Below are 25,555 nucleotides of genomic sequence, written 5' to 3'. Positions count from 1 at the left end.
GCGTGTAGCGGCGTTCAGCCGGCCCTCGGGTTCATGGTGCCCGTTCGGCGGGGACGTGGAGGTCGCGCACGGCCTCGTCGAGGTCGCGCAGGACGGCGTCGTAGGTGAGGGCGGTGCCCCGGGTGTGCTCGGCGGTGAACCGCTCGGCTCCCAGGGCGGAGCGGGCGGCGGACTCGGCCCGCTCGGCGTGCGTGCGCTCCGGCAGGAGGCGTGGATGGCCACCGCGCCAGTGCTCCGAGGCGGCGAGCAGACGGACCGCGCGCGGATGGTCGCCGAGGCGGGTCAGCAGCTCCGACGCGGCATCCGCGAGGGTCGCCGTGATCACGTCGGAACAGCGGTTCTCCACGGCCATGCGCAGGGTGTCGGCCAGGCGGGGCAGCCCGTGGGTCGGACCCGACTCCGCCGTCACCGTCAGGGCGTCGACCGCGTTCAGCATCGCGAGGAACTGGGGCGGTGGCGTGGCGCGCCCGGTCTCCACGCGGGCCGCCTCACACAGCTCACGCGCGCGTGCGGTGTCCTTGTCGTCCAGCGCGATCTGGGCGCGCATCAGCAGGACGAACGCCCGGGAGTCCGCCACGCCGTACCGGTCGGCCGCGGCGCTCGCCTCGTCCAGCGCGGCCACGGCGGCCGTACGGTCGCCCGAGCGATAGGCGATCTCGGCGAGCCGGGCGATGAGGAAGGGCGTCTCGGCGTACGCGCCCACCTCGTGGGCGAGGCGCAGCGCCTCCTCGAATTCGCCCCTGGCCTCCTCGAAGCGGCTGCGCAGCATGGCCGTCTCGCCGACCGCGCTGCACACCTGGGCCCGCATCCACCGGTCGCCGGCCCGGCGGCTGAGGCTCCGCAGCTCCGCGAGGTCGACGTCGACGTTCGCCAAGCCGCCCGGTGAGTCGACCAGCATGTGGGTGCGGAACATCAGGATGCAGCCGACCTCCCAGTCACCGCCGTACGCACGGCAGTTGGCCAGTACGGCGTCCATGACAGGCCCGGCGTTCGCCGTCTCGCCCAGCATGTAGTGGGTCAACGGCCAGACCAGGCCCGGGAGGCGGGCGGATTCGGGGCCGCCCGGCGCGAAGTGGGCCCGCACCCGCCCGACGTACCGCCTCAGTCGCTCCTCCCGCCAGTGCTCCACCGGTTCGAATTCGATGGCGAGGAACAGATGCAGCACGCGCAGACTCATCCGGGGTGCGTGCCGCGGGTGGTGTGCCTGGGCCTCCGGGGCGGAGAGGAAGGCGTCCACCGGGTCCGCTGCGGGAGCGGTCCCGAGGGCGGCGGCATCCAGGGAGACGCACAGGCGCAGGATCCGGTCGACCCAAGCCGCGCCCTCGACGCGGTAGTTGCGCAGCCACCAGAACCAGCCCATGGCGAGGGCGATGGACGTCGCGTCCGCTTCGTCGCCTGCCGTCAGGGAGCGGTCGAGGGCCGCCCGGATGTTGTCCAGCTCCGTCTCCAGGCGGGATATCCACGGGAGTTGGCGGGCGGAGCGCAGCAGCGGATCTGCCTCCTCGACGAGCGCGCGCACCCATGCGCGGTGTCGGCGCTCGGCGGCGAGGAGCAGCTCGGGGGCCTCGGCGGCGCGCTCGACGGCGTATTCGTGGATGGTCTCCAGCATGCGGTACCGCATGCCGTCGGAGCCGTCCCGCTCGCACGGGGTGGCCACGATGAGGGACTTGTCGACGAGCGCGCCGATGAGGTCGGCGGCCGGGCCGGTGCACACGGCCTCCGCCGCCGCGAGGTCCCAGCCGCCGGCGAAGACGGACACCTCGCGCAGCACCGTCCGCTCCCGCTCGTCGAGCAGCTCCCAGGACCAGTCGACGACGGCGCGCAGGGTCTGCTGGCGGGGCAGGACCGTACGGCTTCCGGAGGTGAGGAGGCGGAAGCGGTCGTCGAGTCGGTCGGCGATCTGGCGGGGTGTGAGCAGCCGTAGCCGGGCCGCCGCCAGCTCGATGGCGAGGGGCAGTCCGTCGAGGCGGCGGCAGATCTCCGCGACGGCACCCTCCTCGCGCGCGTCGCGCAGCACGGCGTCGGCGTCGGGGCGGACGGCCGCCGCGCGCTCCGCGAAGAGGCGGTGCGCCTGGTCGGGGAGCAGGGGCTCGACCGGACGCACGGACTCGCCGGGGACGCCCAGGGGTTCGCGGCTGGTGGCGAGGATCGTGAGGCCCGGGCAGCGGGTGAGGAGGTTCTCGGCGAGGGTGGCGGCCGCGCCGATGACATGTTCGCAGTTGTCAAGGATCAGGAGTTGGCTGCGCGGGGCGCAGTACTCGATCAGCAGGGCGAGCGGGTCGTCCTGCGGGGCCGTCAGTTCGGTGGTCTTGAGCACGGTCTCGCGCAGACCGAGCGCGCTGACCACCGCGCCTGGCACCGCCTCCGGGTGGTCGAGCGGGGCGAGCTCGACCAGCCATGCCTGTGGGAGCCCGGCGGCGGCTTCCTCGGCGAGGCGGGTCTTCCCAGAGCCGCCCGGTCCGGTGAGCGTGACCAGTCTGGCCCTGTGCAATTCGGAACGGATGGCGTCGAGTTCGAGTTCCCGGCCCACGAAAGAGGTAAGGCGGCGACGGAGGTTGCCGTTGCGTTCGGGGTGGAGAGGGGGGTGAGGGTTGAGAGGGGGGTTTGGGTGGTGAGGGTGGTGAGGGGACGGTGGGCTGGGCTGCGGTTGGGGTTTCGCAGCAGGGGACGGCTCCGTACTCGTCTCGACGGGCGCCGGTGTCAGCAGGTCGGTGTGCAGGGCGCGGAGCTGCGGGCCGGGGTCCGTTCCCAGGCCTTCGGCCAGGGTGCGGCGGGCGGTTTCGTACGCGGCCAGGGCGTCCGCGGGGCGGGCCGTGTCGCGCAGGGCGCGGATGAGCAGGGCGTGCAGTGATTCGTCGTACGGGTGCGTGGTGGTCAGTTCTCTGAGTTCGGGTACGGCGGCGTGGGCGCGGCCGAGTCGTAGGTCCGCCTCGATGCGGGCTCGGGTCGCCTCCAGGCGCAGGGCCTCCGGGCGGGTGGCGGCGGTGCGGTCGGGGAGGTCGGCCAGGGCCGGGCCGCGCCACAGGGCGAGGGCGGTGGTGAGGGTCTGGGCGGCGGATGACGGGTCGCCTCGGTCGAGGGCCGCGGTGCCCTGGTGCACGAGGCGTTCGAAGACGAAGAGATCCACGTCGTCGTGCGCTGCCGTGAGGCGGTAGCCGCCGGGGGCGGAGGTGACGGTGTCCTTGCCGAGGGTGCGGCGCAGGCGGGCGATCAGGGCCTGGAGGGCAGCGGGGGCGTCGTGGGGCGGGGCGCCGGCCCAGACCTCGTCGATCAGGGTGTCGGGGGTGGTGATGCGGCCGGGGCGCAGGGTGAGGGACGTGAGCAGGGCGCGGAGGCGGGGGCCGCCGATGGGTACGACGGTGCCCTGGTCGTCTTCGGCCTGGGTGACGCCCAGGATTCTGTACCGCACCGGGTCATTGTCGCGGGGGTGGATGTTGGGGGCACGGGTTTTGTCGGCGTCGGGTGTCGTAGGTGCGGTGGGTGCTGTGGGTGCGGTGGTCGTTCGGCGCGCCGGGAGGGGTTTCGCCCCCGCCGCCCCTACCCGTCCCGTCCTCCAGGGGCTCCGCCCCTTCGACCCCGGCCCCCTTTCTGGGGGCTGCCGCCCCCAGACCCCCGCTTCGGCCCTTAAGGGGCCTCGTCCTCAAACGCCGGACGGGCTGACATTGCCTGGGTCGGCGTCGAGAAGTCGCCCTTGTGAGGGATCGGGACAGCCCTACGCAGCCTCGAACGCCGGACCGGGTCGATGACGGGTGCGCCGGCGTCCACAGCAGCCACAGCAGCCACCGTCCCTACCCCCGCCGCACCGCCGCCCCCGCCCCCAACGCCCCCCTCTGCGGCGTGATCCCCGCCGGTACCGCTCGCTGTCGGGCGGGGGTGCCAGTCCAGCAGGTGCCGCGGCGGGCCAGTAGGCGGCGTAGCCAGAGTTCCAGGGAGACGAGGTCGGCGAGGCCGTCCAGGGGGAGGGGTTCGCCCTCGGCCGCTGCTCGGAGGGCCTTGCGGACGACTCGGGCCTCCACCAGGCCCGCCTGGGCCAGGAGGGGGGTGCCGAAGAGGGCCATCAGGGAGTCGGCGGCCACCCTCAGGCCGGTTCGTGCCGCTACCGCCGCCGAGGCGTGGGACGGGGCGCCCCAGCCGGGTGGGAGGTCGGCGACTCCGGCGCCCTCCAGGACCGTACGGAGGATCGCGGCGCGGGCGCCGGGCTGGACTCGCAGGGCCTCGGGGAGGGCGCGGCAGGCGCGGACGACCTGGTTGTCGAGGAAGGGGGCGTGCAGGCGCTGGAAGCGGATCTCGGCGGCCTGTTCCAGGACGCGGAGGTCCGCGGCGTGGCGGGCGAGGGCGGCACGCGCGCGGTAGTCGCCGGGACGCTGGCCCGGGCCGACCCCGTTGCGGTGCGACGCCGCTTGCAGGCGAACCGATACTTCAGCGAGCGCCTCGCCGGTCAGCCAGCGTGCCGCCGGGCCCGGTCTGGCCCAGGTGAGCGCGGCGAGCGACGCCCCTACGGCACCTCCGGGTTCGTCGAAGCGGCGGTGCAGGAGGCGGTCCGCCAGGGAGTCCAGGCCCGTTCGGTAGGGAGTGCGGGCCAGCTTGCGTGCCGCGCCGTACACGCGCGCGGGGACCAGCACCGAGCCGTCCGCCTTGGCCAGCGCCGCGACCGGGCGGACCAGGTGGCGCCGTTTGCGGTCCATCAGGAGGTCGGCGAGGCGGGCCGGGTGCGCGTCCAGGACCTGGCGGGCGCCGTAGCCGGTGAAGTGGTCCGCACTGCCGGACGCGAGGCGTGCGCGGTGTCTCGCCGCCGTCACCAGGCTCGGGCCCGGCTCGTCCGTCAGCGGGCCGTCCAGGTCGGCGTACGGCAGTGTGTCCTCGCCGCCGGTCACCACCACGTGGTGCAGGCGCGGGTTGGCCGCCAGGGTTCCGGCCCGTTCCAGCTCGGCCTCGCGGCCGCCGACCGCCAGGTCGTTGAACGTGACGGCCAGGAGGCGCTCCCCCGCGCCCGTGCCGTGGCCCAGGACCGTGCCCGGCATCCCCGGGAGGCCCGCGGCGAGCAGCGCCAGCGTGCCGGACGCGGGGCCGCCGGACAGGTCCGCTCCGATGCCCGGAACCGGCATCCCGCGCGCGGCACGCCGTTCGGCCGGGCCCATCCCTGGCACCGGTCCGGGGTCTATGTCGGCGCCGGGGACATGGCGGGGCGCGGACAGACGCGCGCGTACCGCCTCCACCAGGGCGTCGCGTACGGCGTCCACCGCGCTGTCCGGATCGGCCGTCGGCGCCGCCACCGCCAGCGAGGCGACCGGTTCGTACCCGGCGATCTCGCGCGCCCCGGCGCGCAGGATCAGCGCATGCCCCGGCGGAATGCGCCGTACGCCGTCGTACGGGGTGGAGTCGTGCAGGGCGGCCGGTACGTCGGGGGCGGCGAGCAGTGCGGCGAGGTGGCCGAAGTCGAGGTTGGCCTCGATGAGGTCGGCGAGGGGGAGCGCGGCCGTCGCGTACGCCGTACCGCCCGCCCAGGGGGTGTAGAACACCGGCCGCGCGCCCGCCAGATCGCCGCACACCGTGACCCGGCGGCCGACCTGGACGACGGCCGTGTAGCTGCCGGACCACGCCGTCAGATGCCGAAGTGCCCCTCCGCGCGCGGCGAACAGGCCGACCCGCAGCTGCTCGTCGCTCGCCCCGCAGGTGCCGAGCACCGCGATCCGGGTCTGCGCGTCGGCCTTCACCACGCGCACCTCGTCCGGGCGCCAGTCGCCGACCGCCCACAGCGGATCGGGGTCGCCCCAGAGGAGTTGGGAGCCCACCGGGTGCACGGTCTCGCCGTCGCTTCCGGTCGCCCCCGCGGAGCCGCTCCCGGCTGCCACCGCGGTGGTGCTGCTCCATCCCACCAACCACCGCATCGACGCCTCCACAGGCTGTGGACAACCAGTGCACCGTACGAACCGGTTCACCATGCTGCCATGAAGGACGCGCGCGGGAGGGGTGGCGGAGCCGCTCGAGCTCCGGTAACGCGCCCGCGTGGGCACCCCCGGGCGGCTGCGCGGCATCTGAACACCCGGACGGGGAAAGGGGATCCACCCTGGCGGAGCGAAGGGATCCAGTCGGGCTCAGCGAGGAGATCGCGTCACGCCTGCGACGCGAATGCGCCCCCGATGCGCTCCCCGAAAACGCCCTCTGCGCCCTCAAGTACCGTGGTCGGAGGGGTAATCACCCGAGAGAACCGGGGTCGATTTTCGGCCAAATCGGCGTCGTAGGGACAGGCTCACGCACGCTCCGTACAAGCCCTCCGCACTACTCGCCGTGCTCGCCGTGCGCGCAGTCCGGGGAACGGGATGCGCCCCCCGGACCGATCCGCCGCCCGCGGGGATGAAGGCGGCGGAATCCCCCAGCCCACTGGATCCAGTACAGCGGGCCGACCCACGCAAGAGCCATGGAACCGCTCCCCCGATGGCTGGAGAAGAGCGCACGGACGGGCGCACAGCCACACAGCGGGAGCACGCCACAACTGTGCGTAGGGGGTGCGCACTTGAGTGCGGACCACAATCCCGCCATCCGGAAGAATGCCCCTTAACGCTTGGGATGCGGCGAACTACGCTGGGTTTACGAATGCCGCGTGGTTATGCCAGCGCGGCAGCCGTCTGTGTCGAGGGGTGGCGCATGTCCAGGGAGCAACGCGGGCCGAACGAAAAACTCGGCACCGTTCTCGCCCTCGCGGGAATCAGCAACGCAGGACTCGCTCGACGCGTCAACGATCTTGGCGCTCAGCGGGGCCTGACTCTTCGCTACGACAAGACCTCGGTGGCGCGCTGGGTGTCGAAGGGCATGGTGCCGCAGGGTGCCGCGCCGCACCTCATCGCCGCCGCGATCGGCCAGAAGCTCGGCCGCCCTGTGCCGCTCCACGAGATCGGCCTGGCGGACGCGGACCCCGCACCCGAAGTGGGCCTCGCCTTCCCCCGGGACGTCGGACAGGCGGTGAAGTCGGCGACGGAGCTGTACCGTCTCGACCTCGCCGGCCGTCGCACCGGCACCGGTGGCATCTGGCAGTCGCTGGCCGGTTCGTTCGCAGTAAGCGCATACGCAACGCCTGCCTCAAGGTGGCTGATAACGCCGGCCGACAGCTCGGTGGCGCGCGAGGCGAGCCCCTCCGAGGGCTCCGGCGCACCGCTCAAAGTCGGCCACAGCGATGTGCAGAAACTGCGGGAGGCCGCCGACGACGCCAGGCGCTGGGACTCCAAGTACGGAGGCGGCGACTGGCGTTCGTCCATGGTGCCCGAGTGCTTACGCGTGGAGGCGGCACCGCTGCTGCTCGGCTCGTACTCCGACGAGGTCGGCCGTGCCCTGTTCGGGGCGAGTGCCGAACTCACGCGTCTCGCCGGGTGGATGGCCTTCGACACCGGGCAACAGGAGGCCGCCCAGCGGTACTACATCCAGGCGCTGCGACTCGCGCGCGCGGCGGCCGACGTACCCCTCGGCGGGTACGTGCTGGCGTCGATGTCGCTCCAGGCGACCTACCGGGGCTTCGGCGACGAGGGCGTCGACCTCGCCCAGGCCGCGCTGGAACGCAACCGTGGCCTCGCCACGGCCCGCACCATGAGCTTCTTCCGCCTCGTCGAGGCACGCGCACACGCGCGCGCCAGTGACGCACAGGCCGCCGGCGCGGCCCTGAAGGCGTCGGAGGGCTGGCTGGAGCGGGCCAGAGAGGGCGACAACGACCCTTCGTGGCTCGGCTTCTACTCCTACGACCGCTTCGCCGCGGACGCCGCGGAGTGTTACCGGGACCTCAAGGCACCGCGCCAGGTACGGCGGTTCACGGAGCAGGCGCTGTCGAAGCCGACGGAGGAGTTCGTGCGCTCGCACGGGCTGCGGCTCGTCGTCTCGGCGGTCGCCGAGCTGGAGTCGGGCAATCTCGATGCGGCATGCGAGCAGGGCGTGCGGGCGGTGGAGGTCGCGGGGCGGATATCGTCCGCGCGCACCACGGAGTACGTGAAGGACCTGCTGCACCGCCTGGAGCCGTACGGCGACGAGCCCCGGGTCGTCGAACTGCGGGAGCGGGCGCGCCCGCTGCTCATGGCACCGGCCTGACGGAGATCACGGAGATCTCCGGTACGCGCACACACGCGCACGCGTGCGCAGCGTGCGGCGGCTCGGCAGACCCGGGCCGCCGCCCCCTCCGTCCTGCCCGAGGCGGGCCGTTACGACGCGCTGCCCGCGCGCCCGAAGCAGCGCTCCAGCTCGTCGAGGTCGTAGAAGGAGCTGCCCTTGGCGATCGGTCGGCAGCCGGTCCTGAAGGCGGTCTCCTGCTCGTTGTAGAGCATGCGCACCAGGTAGGTGTCGCCCTTGCGGAAGACGTCCCACTGGATGTTCGAGCCCAGCGGCGCCGCAGAAGCGCCCCGCCACGGGTTGTCGGCGTAGGTGTACGGCTGCTCGGCCGTGGCGCCCTTCGTGCTGCCGGGCAGGCCCATCAGCGCGGCCAGCGGGATGATCTCCTCGGCGTGCGTGAAGCGGAGCTCGGCGCCCAGGTCGCCGGTGCCGGCGCGCTTGGCCTCGACCTTCTTGAAGAAGTCGTCGAGCACGACGTCCGCCATCTTGTACGTGATGTCGGCGCCGGCGAAGCCCGGGCCCTTCTCGTAGAAGTCCTCGGCGTCACTCAGGTACCCGAACCAGGCCGCGTCCCGCTTGGAGATGAACCGCTCCATGCCCCAGCCCTTGCCGCCGGGGCTCTCGTCGCTCATGGCGGGCGCGATGGCGTACAGGTTGTAGACGGCCGTGGCGGCGGCCACGCGGTCGTCGTCGGCGAGCCGGTCGACGAAGGCGCCCTTGAAGAGCTTCTTCAGTACGTCGCGGGCGGCACGGTGGGTGGTGGGCTGGCCGGTGATCGACTTCAGGGTGCTCGCGAGCCGCTGGTCGTTCGCTATGTAGTCGCGGTAGGCCGCGCCGCCGGCCGCCTTGTGAAAGTAGAGGAGGTCGACGTCCGTGCGGGTCGGGCCGATGAGCGGCTTCAGGGCGGGGTCGGTGCCGGCGAGCGCGGCGGCGTACAGGTTGGCGCTGTCGACGGCGCGGCCCTGACCCGAGCTGACGACGTCGATCTTCTCCTTGTCGCCGGCGATCCGCTGGAACAGCCCCGGCAGCCGCTGCTGCATCCGTACGGCCGTGTCGTGGATCTCCCGCTTGCCACGCCCGCTGAGGTCGCCGTAGCCCACGGTGCTCATGGCGTTCTGCAGCGCCTGCACCTTGGGCCCGAAAGCCCTGCCCTTCGCGGTGAGGGCGCCCGCGGCCTCGGCCTTCTTCCGCAGGGCGAGGACCAGGTCCGCGTCCTCGCCGTCGGTCGCGGCGCGGGAGCCGTGCCGGGAGACGTTCTCGGTGAAGACCGGGGTGAAGCCCGCGGGGGGCCGCTGGTAGCTGCGGGGGTTCTGGCCGGGCGCGTACGTCGCCTTGGTGCCGTAGCTGTTGCGGGTGCCGGTGTTGGTGCCCGCGGCGGCGGGGGTACCGACCAGGAGGGCGGCGAGACCGAGTGCCAGGGCCGGGGTGAGGCGTCTCATGGATGTGCCGTTCCGTTCAGTGCCGTTGCGTTCAGTGCCGCTGCGACGCACCTGTGCGGCAGCCGGGGGATCTGCCGCATCGTCGGAGCGGTACGTGAACACGCCGTGGCCGGATCACGGCTGATGACTGGCCGGAAGTCCCGCCCTTGCCAAAGGTTCCCCCTCGGAATCGCCTCGTCGGCCCGGCGCCGTGGCGCGGGAGCCCCGCGGGGGGTTTGAGGGCGTTGTCAGTGGCGCAGTGCATTATCGAAACCGGGAGGTGGAGCAGGTGCGGACGATCGCTTACGACTGTGATGTGCTCGTGGTCGGCGGTGGGATCGTCGGGCTGGCCACGGCGTATGCGATCACACGTGCCGCGCCGGGTACGCGGGTGACCGTGCTGGAGAAGGAGCCGGGGCCGGCCCGGCATCAGACGGGGCGCAACAGCGGGGTCATCCACAGCGGGATCTACTACCGGCCGGGGTCGCTGAAGGCGCGGTACGCGGTGGGTGGCGCGGCCGAGATGGTCAAGTTCTGCGCGGAGTACGGCATCGCGCACGCCGTCACCGGCAAGCTGATCGTCGCGACCGAGCGGGAGGAGCTGCCGCGGCTGCACGCGCTGGTGCAGCGCGGGCGGGAGAACGGCATTCCGGTACGGGAGCTGGGCGCCGCCCAGATCGCGGAGTACGAGCCGGAGGTGCGGGGGCTCGCGGCCATACACGTCGGGACTACGGGTGTGTGCGACTTCGTCGGGGTCGCCCGGCAGCTGGCCGAGGCGTCGGGGGCGGAGATCCGGTACGGCGCGCAGGTCGAGCGGGTGGACCGGCGGGCCGGGCTGGGGGTCGCGGTGCGGACGACGCGTGGGGACGTCGTGCGGGGGCGGGTGCTGGTGAACTGTGCCGGGCTGTACTGCGACGAGGTGGCCCGGATGACGGGGGACGAGCCGGGGGTGCGGATCGTGCCGTTCCGGGGGGAGTACTACTCGCTGGCGCGGCCCGAGCTGGTGCGGGGGCTGGTGTATCCGGTGCCGGATCCGGCGTTTCCGTTCCTCGGGGTGCATCTCACGCGCGGGATCGACGGGGATGTGCACATCGGGCCCAACGCGGTGCCGGCGCTGGCCCGGGAGGGGTACGGGTGGGGGGTCGTACGGCCGTCGGAGGTCGGGGGGACGGTGGCGTGGCCCGGGGCGTGGCGGATGGCTCGGCGGCACTGGCGGTACGGGGCCGGGGAGCTGCGGCGGTCGGTGTCCAAGGGGGCGTTCACGGAGGCGGTGCGGAGGTTGTTGCCAGCGGTGACGTCCGATGATCTGGTGCGGGCGGCGGCGGGGGTGCGGGCGCAGGCGGTGTTGCGGGACGGGGGGCTGGTGGATGACTTTCTGATACGGGAGGGGGCTCGGGCCGTGCATGTGCTGAACGCGCCGAGTCCTGCGGCTACTGCTTCGCTGCCGATCGGGCGGGAGGTGGCGCGGCGGGCGTTGGGGGTGTTGGAGGGGGCTTGAGAGGGCGCGCGGCGGGGGCTTGAGGGGGCGTGCGGCGCGGGTTCGGTGCGGGTACGAACGCCGGGTTCCTTCGCCCCCGCCGCCCCTACCCGTCCCGTCCTCCAGGGGCTCTGCCCCTTCGACCCCGGGGCGTTTCTGGGGGCTGCCGCACCCAGACCCCCGCTTCGGCCCTTAAGGGGCCTCGTCCTCAAACGCCGGACGGGCTGACATTGCCTGGGCCGGCGTCCAGGGGTGACGGCCGGGAAGCCGCCCTCCCCCTCCCCGTAAAATCAGTCTCACTGTGTCTGAGTCTCTCAACGCCCCAGAAGTCCCCCAGCCCGGCGCCGACGGCGGGCGGTCCCGTCACATCCCCGGTGTGTCTGTCCGGCACACCCGGGCCAAAGGTGAGCCCCGGTTCCCGGACGGGCCCAAGGCCGATCCTGCGGGGTCGCACTTCGAGCGGCGGATTCGGAGTTTTCAGCCGCGGCGGAGTCGGGTGACCGCGGGGCAGGCGGACGCGTTGCAGCGGCTGTGGCCCAAGTGGGGGCTGGACATCGACGGGCAGCGGATCGTCGACCTCGGTGAGCTGTTCGGGAACGAGAATCCGGTCGTACTCGAGATCGGGTTCGGGATGGGGGAGGCCACCGCCCAGATGGCCGCCGCCGACCCGGAGACCAATGTCCTCGCCGTCGACGTGCACACGCCCGGGCAGGGAAACCTGCTCAATCTCGCCGACCAGCGCGGGCTGAACAACGTCCGTGTCGCCAACGGCGACGCCATCATCCTGCTGCGCGAGATGCTCGCCCCCGACTCGCTCGACGGGCTGCGCGTCTACTTCCCCGACCCCTGGCCCAAGAAGCGGCACCACAAGCGGCGTCTCATCCAGCCCGAGTTCCTCAGCCTCGCCGCGACCCGGCTGAAGCCCGGTGCCCTGGTGCACTGCGCCACCGACTGGGAGCCGTACGCCGAACAGATGCTCGAAGTTCTGACCGGTCACCCCGACTTCGAGAACACCCGAGCCGACGGCGGTTTCGCGCCCCGTCCGGACTTCCGGCCGCTGACCCGTTTCGAGGGACAGGGGTTGGACAAGGGTCATGTGGTGAACGACCTGCTCTTCCGCCGCGTACAGCCGTAGGAGCAGCGGGAGGAGCAGCCGGAACGAAGACCGGGAAGAGAAACAGCACCGACAGCAAACCCCCCTCGGGCGCCGGAGCCCCTCGCGCGGCTGCGGGTGGCGCCCCTGTCTCGTTAGGGTCAATGCCGTGGCCACCAGTCCCCCGTACCCGACGTACCCCACCGGTCCCGCCGGCGGGACACTGCGGCACGCGCACTGGTGGCAGAAGCGGTGGGTGCGTTACGGCGCGCTGAGCACGCTGCTCGCGCTCTCCGGGCTGGTCATCCTCGCCCTGGTGCGTGAGCAGACCGGCACCGAGGGGTTCCTGGTCGGGCTCGGGCTCGCCGTTCTTCCCGTGCCGCTGCTCGTCGCCGCCTTCCGCTGGCTGGACCGGGTCGAGCCGGGCCCCTGGCGCAATCTGCTGTTCTCCTTCGCGTGGGGCGCGTTCGCGGCGGCGCTCATAGCGATCATCGCCAACAGCTTCGCGACCCGATGGATAGCCACGGCGACCGCCGATCCGTCCCACGCGGACACGCTGGGCGCCACCGTCATAGCGCCCGTCGTGGAGGAAACGGCCAAAGCGGCCGCCGTCCTGCTCGTCTTTCTCTTCCGCCGACGTGACTTCACCGGGATCGTCGACGGCGTGGTGATAGCCGGCGTCACCGCCACCGGCTTCGCCTTCACCGAGAACATCCTCTACCTCGGCACCGCCTTCGGTACCGACCAGCTCTCCGGCGACCGCGGCATCGCCTCCGTCACGGCGGCGACCTTCTTCGTCCGCGTCATCATGTCGCCCTTCGCGCACCCCCTCTTCACGGTCCTCACCGGCATCGGCTTCGGCATCGCCGCGCTCTCGGGCCCGCGACAGCATGTGCGCCGCGTTCTCCTCCCGCTCTCCGGGCTCCTGCTCGCCATGGGCATGCACGCCCTGTGGAACGGCTCGTCGGCCTTCGGCGAGTTCGGGTTCTTCGCCGTGTACGCCGCCTTCATGGTGCCCACGTTCGGGCTGCTGACCTGGCTGGTGATCTGGACCCGGCAGCGCGAACTGCGGACCGTGCGCGAGGAACTGCCCGCGTACGTCGTCGCCGGGTGGCTGGCCCCGGGCGATCCCTTCGCGCTCGGCTCGATGCGTGCGCGGCGGGTGGCCCGGCAGTACGCGCGACGGCGTGGGGGGCGGGCGGCGGCCCGGGCGGTGGCGCAGTACGAGGCGTACGCCACATCACTGGCGTTCCTGCGGCACCGGGGGCGGCGCGGGCGGGCCGGCGCGGACTTCGTCGTACGGGAACAGGAGCTGTTGCACGAGCTGTGGGGGCGGCGGGGGTTCGCTCGGCCGGCACTGGAGCATGCGGTCGCCGCGCAGCCTCGGCCTGCGTACGGGTATGGGTACGGATACGGGGCGCCGGGTCAGTGGCAACCGTACGGACAGGGGCACACCGCCAGATACGGGCCGACGCAGGGTGCCACGTACGGGCCGACACAGGGCGCCCCCTACGGGCCGACGGCGCCGTATCCCGCGTACAACCCGTATCGGACGTAGCACGGGTCTGCCCGACCACCAGGACGGAGAGCCGAGATGGTGCGCGTGAACGGCGGCCGCCACTCCCCGAGCGCCTCCCGGCCCCGGCCTGCCCGCGAGCCGGACAAGGGCCGGACAAGGACGGTGCGGACGGTCGTCCTGTGGCTGCTGGCGCTGGCCGCCGTCGCGTTCACCCTCACAGTCGTCTGGGGCTTCATCAGGCTCGACGACGACCTCGACAACCCCGAGGGCGGATTCTCGGGCTGGCAGTGCGCGGGCCAGTCCGGCACCTGCGATCCCTGAAAAACCGTGAGCCCGGCCTCCTGTGAGGAAGGCCGGGCCGCACGGTCAATGTCCCTGCACCCATCAATGTCCCTGCGCGATCAACGTCCCTGTGCAATCGGGAGATCGCCCCTCAGGACGTGAGTCTCTAGTCCCTCAGGGCGTGAGCCCCTTGCCGCGCAGCCACGCCAGCGGGTCGATGCCGCTCGTGCTGCCGTCGGGGTGCACCTCGAGGTGCAGGTGGGCTCCGGTCACGTTGCCGGTGGCGCCCACGCGGCCGATGACGTCGCCGGTGTTGACCTTCTGGCCGACGCTGACGCTGATCGAGGACTGGTGCGCGAACCACACTTCGGTGCCGTCGTCGAGGGTGAGCACCGTCTTGTAGCCGTACGACCCGTCCCAGCCGGCGAACGTGATGGTGCCGGAGTGCACGGCCTTGATCAGCGTGCCGGACGGCGCGGCGAAGTCGAGGCCGGTGTGGTAGCCGGAGGACCAGTAGGCGCCGGCCTGACCGAAGGTCGAGGTGATGGTGTACGAGGAGGTCGGCAGCGTGTACTGCTTGGCCAGCTCGGCGAGGCGCTCGGCCTCGGCCTTCTTGCGGGCCTCTTCCTCGGCGGCGGCCTTCGCGGCGGCGGCCTTCTCCTTGGCCTCCTGCTCCGCCTTGGCGGCCGCTGCGGCGGCCTCCTTCTCGGCGGCGGCGATCGCCTCGGCGGCGGCCTTGCTGTCGACCTGGTCCTGCTGCTGCTCGACCTGGGCGATGATCCGGGCCCGCAGCGCCTCACCGGCGTCGCCGGTGCCCTGCTTGGTCTCCTCGGTCGCGGCGCCCATGGTGCTGAGGGCCGTCCCGGTGTCCTCGGCGGCCGCGGAGGAGTCGTCGTCGGATATCAGGGGCAGGTCGGGCATGGTGATCGCGACCGGCGGCTTGCCGCTCTGCGCGCTGGCCATGCCGCCCGCGCCGACGGCGGCTATGACGCCGACGCCGAGAACCGTGGAGCTGCGGGCGAGTCCCCCGCCCCGCTGCTTGGCTACGCGGTGCCTGCCACGTACGGGACGAATGGACTCCGCGGTGGGGTTCCACTCCTCGAACGGGCCCTCGTCGGTGCGGTAGCGGTCGTAGCCGAAGGTGTCGTTGCTGCGCTGACTCGGCACGAACGGGGCTTGCGTAGCAGGCCTGTTGGACGCCACGTGGGCGTGCTCCTTTCCTTCCTTCTCGCCTACCGGGTTAGCTGACGGGTTCGGAGCAGGAAGGTCTCCTACGCGCGTATACCAACCGTGACTTCACGGTGGAATCCGCGCGATTCACCCCAGGGTGGTGGTTCCCCGGCTCCCTTGCGGGACTCGGCGCGTGCGCACGGAGCCGTCTCTTGTGACGGCTGGGACGACCGCGCTGCGTTATCGAACGTTAATAGACCCGGGGTGCGGATTCCAAGCTGTTCCACTTGATCATTAACGAATTTCGCCCGGACTTACAGGTCACGAGCGGTCCAAATCGGGCGAGTTGGCCGAGGCTCAGGCACCACACAGGTATTGACGGTATGTCAGTTGTTATGCGGAGGGCGGTCGCCCGATCACCCTTGGTGAGAAGGATCAAGGGCGGGTCACGGACGCCGTACGGCGATGAGCGCCATGTCGTCCGCCATCCCGCCCCCGGAGTGCCGGCGCACGTCCGCCGCCAGCACACCGAGCAACTCGGCCGGTGCGCGGCGCGCGTTGGCCCGTCCCGCGAGCCCCGCCTCCGGGTCGTAGAACTGCCCCTCGGCATCCCGCGCCTCGGACAGGCCGTCGGTGTGGAGCAGCAGCGTGGCCTCGCTCGGGAAGTCGGCCTCCTCGGAGGACTCGATCCCCTCGCTGCGCGTGCGCTCGCGGGCCAGCGCCCGCTCCAGTCGCTGGGCGACCGCCTCCAGCGTGGCCTCCTGCTCGGCGGCCTCGCGAAAGGCCCCGATGACGACGGCGACGGCCCCCACCGCCCCCATGCCCTTGCCGCGCACGTCCCCCACGATGATCCGCACGCCGTGCGGGCTGTCCTGCACGGCGTACAGGTCGCCGCCGATGGAGGCGCCCTCCTGCGCCGCCTCGTACCGCGCCGCGATCTGGAAGCCGCCGATCCGCTCGGTGGGTTCCGGCAGGACCGCGCGCTGGGCCGCCTCGGCGATCTCGCGGGCGGAGGCGAGGCGCTCGTCGCTGCGGCGGACGAGGAGGTTGATGAGGACGGCGAGCACGGAGACGACCACCACGGTGACCAGCTCGGTGATCACCTCCGCCCGGGGCAGGCCGCCGCGCAGGATGCGGAGCGCGAGCAGGACGAGGACGGCGGTGACGCCCGTGAGGATCGTGCCGTGCTGCGAGTAGAGCGGAGCGGTGAAGAAGGGGGCGCCGGTGAAGTCGGTTGGCGTCACGTAGTCGTACACGCTCCCGGCCCCGATCAACAGGGCCGGGAGCAGCCGGACGAACCGGCGTGCGTACGAGATCCGCCGTTCCTCCACCTGACCAGCGTTGCCGAAGTGGGGGTGGGGGGCGAGCGGGGAGGGCCGACCGGACGAGCGGGCGGACACCGGTCACGAGAGAAACACTCAGGGCCGGAACTGACTGATCAGTTCCGGCCCTGAGTCTTCAGTAGCGGGGACAGGATTTGAACCTGCGACCTCTGGGTTATGAGCCCAGCGAGCTACCGAGCTGCTCCACCCCGCGGCGATGACTTAACAGTACCCCATCCGCAGGACCGAAAGCACACGGCTTTCCCTCGACGCCGCTGATGAGAGCCGGATCACTCAGTTCGGCAGGTGCCCGTTCGGTGCCTTCGCCCGGTCCTCGTACTCCGGCAGGACCACCACCCGCACACCCTCCCCCGCCAGCATTCCGCTCCCGTCGGCCCCCGCCACGAACGTGTCCGGCTCCCGCCAGGCCGTCACCACCCGCCGGACCCCGGCCGCCAGGATCAGCCGCGCGCATGGCACGGGACGGGAGGCGCGGCGGGTGCACGGCTCCAGGCTGCTGTACACCGTCGCGGACGCCAGTCGCGGATCCCCCGGCGCGATCTTCGCGAGCGCTGCCTCCTCCGCGTGCACCGCGGGATCGCCGCCCTCCCGGGAGTACCCGCGCGCCAGCTCGGTCCCGTCGGCGGCCACCACCACGGCCCCCACGCTGAACGCCGTCTCCGACGGAGGGCACTGCGTCGCCAGCTCGCACGCCAGCGCCAGCCAGTGCCGGTCCGCCGCGGCGGGCAGGTCACCGGTGCCGGGCGCCGTCGGCTCGTAGCGCATCAGCACGACGTCCTCGATGCGCCGGGTCTCCAGCAGGCGCAGCCGCCCGGCCTGGTACCCGCCCGGCCCGAACAGCCGGGGCGCGTCCGCGTCGCCGACGAACAGCGGCGCCAGCACCAGCTGCAGCTCGTCCGCCAGCCCCTGCTGGAGCAGCTGCGTGTGGATCGTGCCGCCGCCCTCCACCATCAGCCGCTCGACGCCGCGTACCTCGCGCAGGTGCGTCAGCAGGCCCCGCCAGTCCAGCTCCGCGCCCAGCGCGACGACGTCCGCCGCGACCGGCGTCCGCTGCAGCCGCTCGGCGCCCTTCTCCGTCGTATAGACGACTTTCTCGCCGCCCGTGTGCCAGAAGTTCGCCGTCGGGTCCAGCTCGCCGGACGCGCTGACCGTGACCTTCAGCGGATACTCCGGCTTTCCCGCCGCCAGCCGCGCGGCCCGCCGCTCGGCCGAGTTCACCAGCAGTCGCGGGTTGTCGGCCCGGATCGTGCCGGCGCCGATGAGGATCGCGTCCACGGAGGCCCGTACCTCGTCGACCCGGTCGAAGTCGGCCGGGCTGGACAGGAGCAGGCGTTCGGGGGTGGTGTCGTCGAGGTAGCCGTCCAGGGAGACGGCGGCGGACAGCAGGACGTAGGGGTACGACGGCATCGGCGCGCTCTCCGGCTCGGCGGTCTCGGGCTTGGTTAAAGTTTGAAACAAACCTACACTGGCAGCATGACGACCCGCTGGCTCACCCCCGAGGAGCAACGCGCCTGGCGCGCGTACATCGGCGCCGCCCTCCTCGTCGAGGACGCGCTCGACCGGCAGCTCCAGCAGGAGGCCGGCATGCCGCACATGTACTACTCCATCCTCTCCACCCTGTCCGAGTCCCCGGAACGCCGCCTGAGGATGACCGATCTCGCGGAACGGCTGAAGATCACCCGCAGCCGGCTGACATACGCCGTGACCCGCCTGGAGAAGGACGGCCTGGTGCGGCGCGAGGACTGTCGCTGGGACAAGCGGGGCAGCGTGGCGATCCTCACCGACGAGGGGATGCGGGTCCTGGAGGGCGCGGCGCCGGGCCATGTCGAGACCGTACGGTCACTGCTCTTCGACCGGCTGACCCCGGAGCAGGTCGGGCAGCTGGAGGAGATCTTCACGGCGGTCGGCGAGGGGTTCCAGGGGGGCACCGCACAGGCCACCGGGGACGACGTGCCGTGGCGACGGCGCTCCTCCAAGTCCTGTTCGTGATCTGTCGGCCCTGTTCGTGATCTGTGCGACAAACCCATGAAGCGTTCCTGAAGTTGTTGCTTCAAATTTAAAGCATGGGGTAGTGTCCTGATCCGAGGAGCTGCTTCAAATCTGAAGCAGACGGCCCATGTACGGAACCCGGAGAACCCGCATGCCCGACTTCACCGCCGCCGCCACCCAGCGCGCCCGTGTCCGGGTCCCGCTGCGCTTCCAGGACGGCTACCGCGCCGACGCCGAACTGGTCACCTTCCACGGCCTCGCCGACGGTCAGGAACACGTCGCCGTCGTCCTCGGCGACCCGGCCCCCGGCACCACCCCGCTGGTCCGCCTCCACTCCGAGTGCCTGACCGGCGACGTCTTCGGCTCGGCCCGCTGCGACTGCGGCCCCCAGCTGCGGGAGGCCGTCGAGCGCATCGCCGAGCGCGGCGGCGTGCTGCTGTACCTGCGCCAGGAGGGCCGCGGCATCGGGCTGTACAACAAGCTCGACGCGTACGCCCTCCAGGACCAGGGCCTCGACACCTACGCCGCGAACGCCGCGCTGGGCCTGCCCGAGGACGACCGCGACTACACGGCGGCCGCCCAGATGCTCACCGCCCTCGGCATCGGCGAACTGGACCTGCTCTCCAACAACCCCGACAAGGCCGACCAGTTGCGCGACCTCGGCATCGAGGTCCGCGACCGCGTCCCCACCGGCGTCTTCGCCACCCCGGACAACGTCCGCTACCTGCGCGCGAAGGTCCTGCAGACCCAGCACACGCTGCCGCTGGGCGACCTCGCGGGGCTCAACGTGGGCTGAGCGGACGCAACAAGAAGGGGCGGGTGTCCGAACTCCGGACGCCCGCCCCTTTGTCGTGTGTACGACGGTTACGGCGTGACCTTCTCGATCGTCACCCCGCCCACGCCCGCGGTCGTCCCGCGTGCGTTCAGCAGCCGTACCTCACCGAAGAGCTGCCGGCCCTCGGGCACGGCCCGCGCGACGGTGATGTTCGCCGACACCTTGGCCGAGTCGCCCGTGCCGAGCTTCACCGGCGTCGACTCGTCGACGGTGACCGAGCCGAGCGCGGAGGAGAAGAACGCGTCCCGGTAGTCGAACTCGGTCGAGCCGGACGGCACCTCGAAGCCGACGACCTCGACGGTGTAGGTGCCGGCGGCCGGGTTCGCGATGGAGACGGCCTCCTCGGAGTCACCGTCCGCGGACTGGCCGACGAGCTTGCCCTCGGCGTCGTACACCGACAGGTCGAGGTCGGAGCTCAGGTCGGAGACCTTGCCGATGGCGACGTCCAGGGACGTGGTGCCCTCGGGCACCTCCACGGTGCTGGTCTGGGTCGCGCCGTCGGCGATGGTCGGCCGCGCGGTCTTCGACGAGCCGAGCGCACCGCCCTTCAGCTTGCCGTCGACGGCCTCCAGCTTGTTGGTCACCGTCCAGGAGGCGGCGACCGGGGTGCCGACCTTGGCCTCCGGCACGGTCACGGCGGCCGGGTCGAAGGCGGCGGCGTAGACGGTGGCGTTCAGCTTGTACGGGTTGTCCAGCAGGGCCGACGTACGGCGCACGTCGACCTCGATCTCCCAGACGCCGGGCAGCGGGTCCTCGTAGGAGGCGATGTCCGTCGTGTTCGGGTCGTTGTCGGGGGCCGTGACGCCGTACGGGCTGATGGCGCTGAACTTCGTCAGGCTGCCCTCCTTCAGTCCGTCCAGCGTGACCTGGAGCGACTTCGCGCCCTCGGGGACGGTGACGAAGTAGGACTTGAAGTTGTTGCGCTGCACCGAGCCGGAGGCGGTGAAGGTGTGCTGGACCGGCGTGGAGACCACGACGGTGTTCAGGATCTGCTTGTCGACGCCCACGGTGCGCGGGTCGTCGGCCTCCAGGATCGCGCTCTTGATGCCCGCGTGCTTGGGGGCGGCCTGCAGCTTGACGGTCACCGCCTTGTTCAGCGGCAGGTCGACGACCCTCGGGCCGACGATCGAGAAGGTGCGAGCCTTGTTGTTCGCCAGGCGCAGGGTGTGCGGGAGCGAGCCGGCGGGGCCGGACGTACGGGTGATGGTGACGTCGTACGTCTTCTTCTGCCCGGCCTTCAGACCGCCCTCGCGGTCGTAGACGCCCGTGCCGAAGCCCGGCGTCTTCAGTGCCTGGTCGAGCGCGGTGTCGACCGGGGCCTTCACGGCGTAGTCGTGCGCGGTGGCGCCCGCCTTGATGGCCTTCCAGGCGCCGGCGACGTCCATGAGGCCGGCACCCTCCTCGTACGCCTGAAGTCCCTCGATGTGCTGGGCGGTCGAGGTGAGTGCCGTGCGCAGCTTCTGGGGCGTCAGCTTGATGCCCCGCTGCTTGGCCGCCGACAGGAGCAGCGCGGACGAGCCCGCGGCCTGCGGCGACGCCATCGAGGTGCCGTTGTACATCGCGTAGCCGGCCGGCAGCTTCCAGCCCGCCTCGGCGATCGGGGCGCCGGGCATCCAGGCCGGGATCGTGCTGACCGCGGAGCCGGGGGCGACGATCGTCGGCGTGAAGCCGCCGTCCTCACGCGGGCCGCGCGAGGAGAAGTTGAACAGCTGGTACTCGTTCTCGACGCCGGTGCCGTAGTTGGCGGCGAAGGTCTCCTTGGAGACGCCCGCGCCGACCGAGACGACCTTGTCGGCGAGGCCGGGGTCGCCGATGGTGTTGGCGCCGGGGCCGGAGTTGCCGGCCGAGATGACGAGCTGGACGCCGTACGTGTCGATGAGCCGCGTGTAGACCTCGGCGCGGGCGTTGTTGCCGTCGTTCAGCGGGGGCAGACCACCGATGGACATGTTGACGACGTCGACGCCGCGGTTGGCGACCAGGTCGATCATGCCCTCGGTGAGCGCGACGTTGGAGCAGCCGGGGCCGAAGACGCAGGCCCGGGACGAGACGATCTTCGCGCCCGGTGCCGCGCCGTTCATCTTGCTGCTGCCGAGCAGGCCGTTGGCGGCGGTGATGCCGGCCACGTGGGTGCCGTGCGAGCCGGCGGTGAGGCCGATGTTGACGAAGTCGGCCTTCTTGCCGACCCAGTCGCCGCCCAGCGGGTCCATCGGGACGTCCTTGCGGACCTCCACGACGAAGTCCTGGGTCTCGGGGATGTCCGTGGCGGGGTTGTCGGTGCCGAAGTGCCCGACCTGCCGGCCGTCCTTGTACGGCTTCATCGGCGTGTCGTCGGTGAAGTCGCCGTTGTCGTTGACGTCGACGGTGACCGTGCCGGCAGCGGCGTTGTAGAGGACGCCCCAGTCGTCGGTCGTGTCGCCGTCGCGGTTGACGTCACCGTCGGCGTCGCCCTCCGTGACCTTGCCCTGGTTGGTGACGGCCTCACGGAAGGTGCTGATCTGGTACGAGCCCTCGGGCGCCTTCCAGCTCTTGCCGCCGAACGTGAAGGACGGGCCGGAGACTGAGGTGGTCATCGCCCGCCAGGTGCCGTCGCCGTCGACGATCGGGTCGGTGGCGGTCACCCAGTCGACGATCTTGCGCTCGCCGGTCGTCGTCTTCTGCAGCGCCGGGCTGGCGAGGTCGACACCGGTGTCGAGGACCCCGATGGTGACTCCGCGCCCGTCGGCCTTCGGGTTCTTCTTCACGAAGTCCACCGCGCCCGTCTCGAAGGACGGGTTGTACGGGTTCTTCGCGGGGGTGTTCTCGTCCGGGCCCGGGTAAGTGGCCGCGGAGGCGGTCGACTTGCTGCCGCTGTCGAGGCTCGGCTCTTCGAGGGGTATCTCGTCCCGCAGGTCGATGGCCTGCACGGAGGAGAGCTTCGCGGCGGCCGCGATGGCCGAGTCCGCCTTGCCGGTCGGCACGGTGGCCCGTACGTAGCCGAGCTTGTCGTACGTACGGCCCACGGAGCCGCCCTTGATCGCGTCCAGCTCCGCGGCGACCTTCTCGGTCTGACCGGGTGCGGTGGCGATCATCATCGTGACGGTCTTGTCGCGCTGTGCCTTGGCCTCCGCGAGGAGGTCGGCGTCGTCCGAACCGAGCTTGTCGTGGGCGGACTTGACGCCGGGGTCGGCCGCGGTGGCGGTGGTGCCGTCCGCGGCGAGGGCGAGGGGTATGGGCCCGGCCGCGGAGAGCGCGGCGACGAGGCCTGCGGCCACGGCGATACGGGCAGCGCGTTTCGCGCCCGATATCGGGGCCGGGTGGGGGGTGGTGGGCATGGTGATCCCTGGTGCTGAAGGAACGTAGGCGTCGGCGGCCGGAACGAGCACCTTCGACCGCCGCGGTCCGGATTGTGATCCCGGATGATCGCCTAGCTTTCCTCAAGGGACCGATTTCTGTTGATAGTTCACGGAGGGGAGATCGTGGACTGGCACATACTCGCCATACGCCACGGGGGACTTAACGGGCCAGGCTGTGACATTCCTGTGAGGCGGCAGGGGTTGGTGGGGTTCGTGGTGAGTCAGATGCCGCCGCCGGAGCCCGGGGCGAGGACGCGCTCACCCAGGCGGAGTTCGGCCACGGTGGTGGGGTTGCCACGGCCGAGGGAGGCGGCGAGGGCCATGGCGGGGAGGGTGTCGCGGTCGGCGCCGGCGTAGAGGGTGGAGCCGAAGTCGCCGTCCGGTCGCTCATGAGGAGATCGAGCGACGCGTCCGCGCGCCGCTGACCGACCTCGGCGTGACCACCCCTACGACCCTCTGCGCTCCGGTCAGCCCATCTGAAGCCGGTCGATCAGCCCGGCCGCGGTGAACTCGGCCACCAGCTCGGCGCGGCCCTCGGTGAAGTGGGCCCAACTGTCGAAGTGGACGGGAACGATCCACCGCGCCCCGAGTATCTGCGCGGCTTCCACGGCTCGGGCGCTGTCGAGGGTGAGCAACTGGCGGTCGAGGATGTCGCCGCGAGCGGCACCGGCGAAGAGCACGGCGGTGTCCACCGGCCCGAACCGCTCGGCGATCTCCTTGACCGGCCCGAGCTGGGCGTTGTCACCACTGACGTACACGGTGGGCAGACCGTCCCCGGCCAGCACGAACCCGACGACCTGCCCGATGACCGGTTCGAGTTCCTCCCGCTCGCCCGGGCCGTGCAGCGCGGGCACCCCGGTCACGGTGATCGTGCCCCCACCGGGCCGCCCCACCTCCACGGACTCCCAGTCCTTCAACCCCCTAGCGGTACCGCCCAGCCGCCCCGCCCCACTCGGCGTGGTCAGGGTCAGCGGCACATCGGCCAGCAGGGCGCGGCCGGAGACGTCGAGGTTGTCGGGGTGCTCGTCGTGCGAGAGCAGCACCACGTCCATACGGCCGAGTTCGGCGGGCGAGACGGAGGCAGCGGCGGTCTTGGTCAGCGCGCGACCGCCGCCCAGGGGGTAGTCGCCGGGGGCGTCGAAGGTGGGGTCGGTGAGGAGCCGCAGGCCGCCGTACTCGATGAGGGCGGTGGGGCCGCCGAAGACACGGACGGAGACGGGGGCGGGGACCTGCTCGGTGGTGGTGCGGGTGTCGACCATCGTCGGACCTCACGGTTGATAGGGATCGCATCCGTGAGGCACAGCTAACCGTGCCTCACGGATGGATGCAACCCAAACGTGAGAAGCCGCGCGTCATGCGCCCTGGAGCTCGTCGATGCGGACAGGGCCGCCGATGACGCCGCTCGGGCCACTTCATCCCCTTGGGAGTCGCCGCCACGTCATGTCATGTCACGTCATGGCGAGTCGTCGCGTGCGCGAATCCAGCGCCATCCGAAAAAGAACGCCCCGAACACTCCCCCAATTGCACCGACCCCGCACAACGCCTTCGCCCACGGAGCCGTGTCCTGCGTAATCCACAGCAGGCTCACGACGACCAGGGCCACGGAGAACAGGAATCGCTCTCCATGGCCCGGATCGCGGCGACCCCTCAGTCGCTGGTGTTGCCGCATTTATAGGTGACGCCCTTCATGACGATATCCCGATACCCCACCCGCGTCCCGAGCGGGACGGAATCGGTGCCGCCACCGCCGCCACTGTCCTTCTTCCGGCAGGAGTAACCGAGCGCCTCGAGCTTCTTGATGTCGCTCTTCGCCTGGAAGTTCTTGTACGACTTGATCATGGCGGCGCGCTTCTGCGCAGGTGTGGCTTCCTTCGCCTTCGAGTACAGGTAGCACCCGACGCTGGCGCCGATTCCCACCCATGACGCCCCCTTGGCCAGCGCCTTGGAAAGCCCGGCCGCGCCACTGCCGATCCCCAGGACCGCGCAGATCTCATCGGCTCCGGCGCGAGTCTGCCCCGCCTGTCCCGCTCCTGCCGCTGCCGTTGCCGCCCGTGTGACCGCTACGCCCCGTCCGCCTTCCACCGAAGCCGCATTTGCCGCCTGTGTGCCGATGCCGTACATCACACCGGTCATGGTGAAAGCGACCGCAGCGGAGATCCCCTTGCTTCGTATGCTCACGAAGTCATTCCCCCAGTACAATTTGAAATTAGCTTGGTCGAGAGGGGACGCTACCAGCGGGAATACACGTACGCAATAGCGAATTTCAATTGGCTTACATTTCCTCAATCTTTACCCGGATTGGGTTTTTCCCAGAGAGGGATTTTATGAACGCCGCGCTCGCCCGCCTCACGGATGTGGTCCCACCGCCGTCCGAGCCCCGGAACACGGACTGGGACGCGGCGGAGAGGCGGCTCGGCGTCGTCCTCCCCACGGACTACAAGGAGCTGATCCGCACCTACGGCGGAAGCAACTGGGACGACTACCTCTACCTCCTCGACCCGGGCTGCCCGAACGACAACTACGACCTCGTCGAGTGGGAGGACCAGCAGACCGAAGCGCTCGAAGGACTCTGGGAGTTCGAGAAGAGGCCTGCCGAACTGGCGGATGCCGGGAGCCGGGTGATCCCCTGGGCCACCACCGACAACGGCGAGTGCCTCTACTGGCTCGTCCGCGCAGGCCGGAACCCCGACGAGTGGACGGTCATGGTGAACGAGGCCCGCGGCGACCGCTGGGAGCACTTCCCCATGAACTGCACCGAGTTCCTCGCCGCCGTCCTCCAGGGAGACCTGCGGTCCGCCCTGCTCTCCTCCCGCTTCCCGCTCACCGGGCACGAGTTCCGGCGGTTGGTGGCCGTCTGAGCCCCAGAAGTCCCGGTGGACTTCGCCGAACTCTGGCATGCGCACGCACATCCGGAGCGACAATGGCCGCTCGGGCCCCAGGGTGATCCAACGTTGATCCGACGACGCGCAGGGACGGAGTTCCGTATGACGAGCCGGGGGGAGTCGGACG

General features: G+C 71.4%; 17 protein-coding genes, 1 tRNA gene, 1 pseudogene and 1 riboswitch. Of the genes and pseudogenes, 8 read left to right on the top strand and 11 right to left on the bottom strand.

Annotation, left to right across the window (positions count from 1 at the left end):
- Window positions 1-31: 31 nt before the first annotated feature.
- A complete protein-coding gene (locus ABD932_RS40490; RefSeq protein ID WP_345021063.1) occupies window positions 32-3,409 on the bottom strand; it encodes an AfsR/SARP family transcriptional regulator in 3,378 nt (1,125 codons plus the stop codon).
- 379 nt (window positions 3,410-3,788) lie between these two features.
- Window positions 3,789-5,888: an asparagine synthase-related protein gene (locus ABD932_RS40485; RefSeq protein WP_345021061.1), complete on the bottom strand. Its 2,100-nt coding sequence runs from the start codon at window positions 5,886-5,888 to the stop codon at window positions 3,789-3,791.
- Window positions 5,889-6,645: 757 nt separating this feature from the next.
- Here ABD932_RS40485 and ABD932_RS40480 point away from each other — a divergent pair.
- Window positions 6,646-8,070, top strand: a complete 1,425-nt coding sequence (locus tag ABD932_RS40480; RefSeq protein WP_345021059.1) for an NsdA family TPR-like regulatory protein — start codon at window positions 6,646-6,648, stop codon at window positions 8,068-8,070.
- Window positions 8,071-8,180: 110 nt separating this feature from the next.
- Here the strand turns inward: ABD932_RS40480 and ABD932_RS40475 are convergent, their stop codons facing one another.
- The gene (locus tag ABD932_RS40475; protein ID WP_345021057.1) at window positions 8,181-9,527 is read right to left on the bottom strand and encodes a histidine-type phosphatase; all 1,347 of its coding nucleotides are present in this window, start codon (window positions 9,525-9,527) and stop codon (window positions 8,181-8,183) included.
- A gap of 268 nt (window positions 9,528-9,795) precedes the next feature.
- Between ABD932_RS40475 and lhgO the strand changes: the two genes are divergently transcribed.
- The 4 genes from lhgO to ABD932_RS40455 all read left to right on the top strand — a co-directional run bounded on the left by lhgO (window position 9,796) and on the right by ABD932_RS40455 (window position 13,916).
- A complete protein-coding gene (lhgO, locus tag ABD932_RS40470) occupies window positions 9,796-11,004 on the top strand; it encodes an L-2-hydroxyglutarate oxidase (RefSeq protein WP_250087713.1) in 1,209 nt (402 codons plus the stop codon).
- 280 nt (window positions 11,005-11,284) lie between these two features.
- The gene (gene trmB / locus ABD932_RS40465) at window positions 11,285-12,118 is read left to right on the top strand and encodes a tRNA (guanosine(46)-N7)-methyltransferase TrmB (protein WP_345021055.1); all 834 of its coding nucleotides are present in this window, start codon (window positions 11,285-11,287) and stop codon (window positions 12,116-12,118) included.
- A gap of 127 nt (window positions 12,119-12,245) precedes the next feature.
- Window positions 12,246-13,634, top strand: coding sequence for a PrsW family intramembrane metalloprotease (locus tag ABD932_RS40460; protein WP_345021053.1), 1,389 nt, complete (start codon window positions 12,246-12,248; stop codon window positions 13,632-13,634).
- A gap of 36 nt (window positions 13,635-13,670) precedes the next feature.
- Window positions 13,671-13,916, top strand: a complete 246-nt coding sequence (locus ABD932_RS40455; protein WP_345021051.1) for a hypothetical protein — start codon at window positions 13,671-13,673, stop codon at window positions 13,914-13,916.
- Window positions 13,917-14,051: 135 nt separating this feature from the next.
- On the opposite strand, the gene ABD932_RS40450 is transcribed toward ABD932_RS40455, so the two are convergent.
- From ABD932_RS40450 to ABD932_RS40435, 4 genes are all read right to left on the bottom strand, one after another.
- Window positions 14,052-15,080: a M23 family metallopeptidase gene (locus ABD932_RS40450; RefSeq protein ID WP_345021049.1), complete on the bottom strand. Its 1,029-nt coding sequence runs from the start codon at window positions 15,078-15,080 to the stop codon at window positions 14,052-14,054.
- Window positions 15,081-15,091: 11 nt separating this feature from the next.
- Window positions 15,092-15,249: riboswitch (cyclic di-AMP (ydaO/yuaA leader) on the bottom strand.
- 244 nt (window positions 15,250-15,493) lie between these two features.
- Entirely contained in the window at window positions 15,494-16,378 is an 885-nt protein-coding gene (locus ABD932_RS40445) for a PP2C family protein-serine/threonine phosphatase (protein ID WP_345021047.1), read from the bottom strand.
- Window positions 16,379-16,509: 131 nt separating this feature from the next.
- A tRNA-Met gene (locus tag ABD932_RS40440) sits at window positions 16,510-16,583 on the bottom strand.
- 80 nt (window positions 16,584-16,663) lie between these two features.
- The gene (locus ABD932_RS40435; protein ID WP_345021046.1) at window positions 16,664-17,797 is read right to left on the bottom strand and encodes a dihydrofolate reductase family protein; all 1,134 of its coding nucleotides are present in this window, start codon (window positions 17,795-17,797) and stop codon (window positions 16,664-16,666) included.
- Between the two features lie 66 nt (window positions 17,798-17,863).
- Here ABD932_RS40435 and ABD932_RS40430 point away from each other — a divergent pair, with 66 nt between their 5' ends.
- Together ABD932_RS40430 and ABD932_RS40425 are read left to right on the top strand one after the other, a co-directional pair.
- Window positions 17,864-18,379 carry a MarR family winged helix-turn-helix transcriptional regulator gene (locus tag ABD932_RS40430; RefSeq protein WP_126393254.1) on the top strand — a complete coding sequence of 172 codons (516 nt, stop codon included), beginning with the start codon at window positions 17,864-17,866 and terminating at the stop codon, window positions 18,377-18,379.
- A 151-nt stretch (window positions 18,380-18,530) separates the two neighbouring features.
- Complete coding sequence (locus tag ABD932_RS40425) at window positions 18,531-19,175, top strand: GTP cyclohydrolase II (RefSeq protein ID WP_345021044.1); 645 nt, start codon at window positions 18,531-18,533, stop codon at window positions 19,173-19,175.
- A gap of 68 nt (window positions 19,176-19,243) precedes the next feature.
- Here the strand turns inward: ABD932_RS40425 and ABD932_RS40420 are convergent, their stop codons facing one another.
- The 4 genes and pseudogenes from ABD932_RS40420 to ABD932_RS40405 all read right to left on the bottom strand — a co-directional run bounded on the left by ABD932_RS40420 (window position 19,244) and on the right by ABD932_RS40405 (window position 24,724).
- Window positions 19,244-22,525: a S8 family serine peptidase gene (locus ABD932_RS40420; RefSeq protein WP_345021042.1), complete on the bottom strand. Its 3,282-nt coding sequence runs from the start codon at window positions 22,523-22,525 to the stop codon at window positions 19,244-19,246.
- Between the two features lie 245 nt (window positions 22,526-22,770).
- Window positions 22,771-22,926 (bottom strand): annotated as a pseudogene (locus ABD932_RS40415) (arsenite S-adenosylmethyltransferase); the annotation flags it as partial.
- Between the two features lie 87 nt (window positions 22,927-23,013).
- Complete coding sequence (locus ABD932_RS40410) at window positions 23,014-23,805, bottom strand: MBL fold metallo-hydrolase (protein ID WP_345021040.1); 792 nt, start codon at window positions 23,803-23,805, stop codon at window positions 23,014-23,016.
- Between the two features lie 388 nt (window positions 23,806-24,193).
- Window positions 24,194-24,724, bottom strand: coding sequence for a hypothetical protein (locus ABD932_RS40405; RefSeq protein WP_345021038.1), 531 nt, complete (start codon window positions 24,722-24,724; stop codon window positions 24,194-24,196).
- A gap of 146 nt (window positions 24,725-24,870) precedes the next feature.
- Here ABD932_RS40405 and ABD932_RS40400 point away from each other — a divergent pair, with 146 nt between their 5' ends.
- On the top strand, window positions 24,871-25,404 hold the full coding sequence (locus ABD932_RS40400) for an SMI1/KNR4 family protein (RefSeq protein ID WP_345021036.1): 534 nt from the start codon (window positions 24,871-24,873) through the stop codon (window positions 25,402-25,404).
- Window positions 25,405-25,555 lie beyond the last annotated feature (151 nt).

This window comes from Streptomyces shaanxiensis, assembly GCF_039537145.1.
Taxonomy (GTDB): domain Bacteria; phylum Actinomycetota; class Actinomycetes; order Streptomycetales; family Streptomycetaceae; genus Streptomyces; species Streptomyces shaanxiensis.
This window is presented reverse-complemented; position numbering and strand designations above follow the sequence as displayed.

Excerpts from the sequence above, each read along its gene's own strand:
- ABD932_RS40425 (WP_345021044.1), top strand. The coding sequence starts at position 18,531 with ATGCCCGACTTCACCGCCGCCGCCACCCAGCGCGCCCGTGTCCGGGTC.
- ABD932_RS40485 (WP_345021061.1), bottom strand. The coding sequence starts at position 5,888 with ATGCGGTGGTTGGTGGGATGGAGCAGCACCACCGCGGTGGCAGCCGGG.
- ABD932_RS40420 (WP_345021042.1), bottom strand. The coding sequence starts at position 22,525 with ATGCCCACCACCCCCCACCCGGCCCCGATATCGGGCGCGAAACGCGCT.
- ABD932_RS40430 (WP_126393254.1), top strand. The coding sequence starts at position 17,864 with ATGACGACCCGCTGGCTCACCCCCGAGGAGCAACGCGCCTGGCGCGCG.
- ABD932_RS40480 (WP_345021059.1), top strand. The coding sequence starts at position 6,646 with ATGTCCAGGGAGCAACGCGGGCCGAACGAAAAACTCGGCACCGTTCTC.
- ABD932_RS40410 (WP_345021040.1), bottom strand. The coding sequence starts at position 23,805 with ATGGTCGACACCCGCACCACCACCGAGCAGGTCCCCGCCCCCGTCTCC.
- ABD932_RS40455 (WP_345021051.1), top strand. The coding sequence starts at position 13,671 with ATGGTGCGCGTGAACGGCGGCCGCCACTCCCCGAGCGCCTCCCGGCCC.
- ABD932_RS40475 (WP_345021057.1), bottom strand. The coding sequence starts at position 9,527 with ATGAGACGCCTCACCCCGGCCCTGGCACTCGGTCTCGCCGCCCTCCTG.
- ABD932_RS40400 (WP_345021036.1), top strand. The coding sequence starts at position 24,871 with ATGAACGCCGCGCTCGCCCGCCTCACGGATGTGGTCCCACCGCCGTCC.
- ABD932_RS40435 (WP_345021046.1), bottom strand. The coding sequence starts at position 17,797 with ATGCCGTCGTACCCCTACGTCCTGCTGTCCGCCGCCGTCTCCCTGGAC.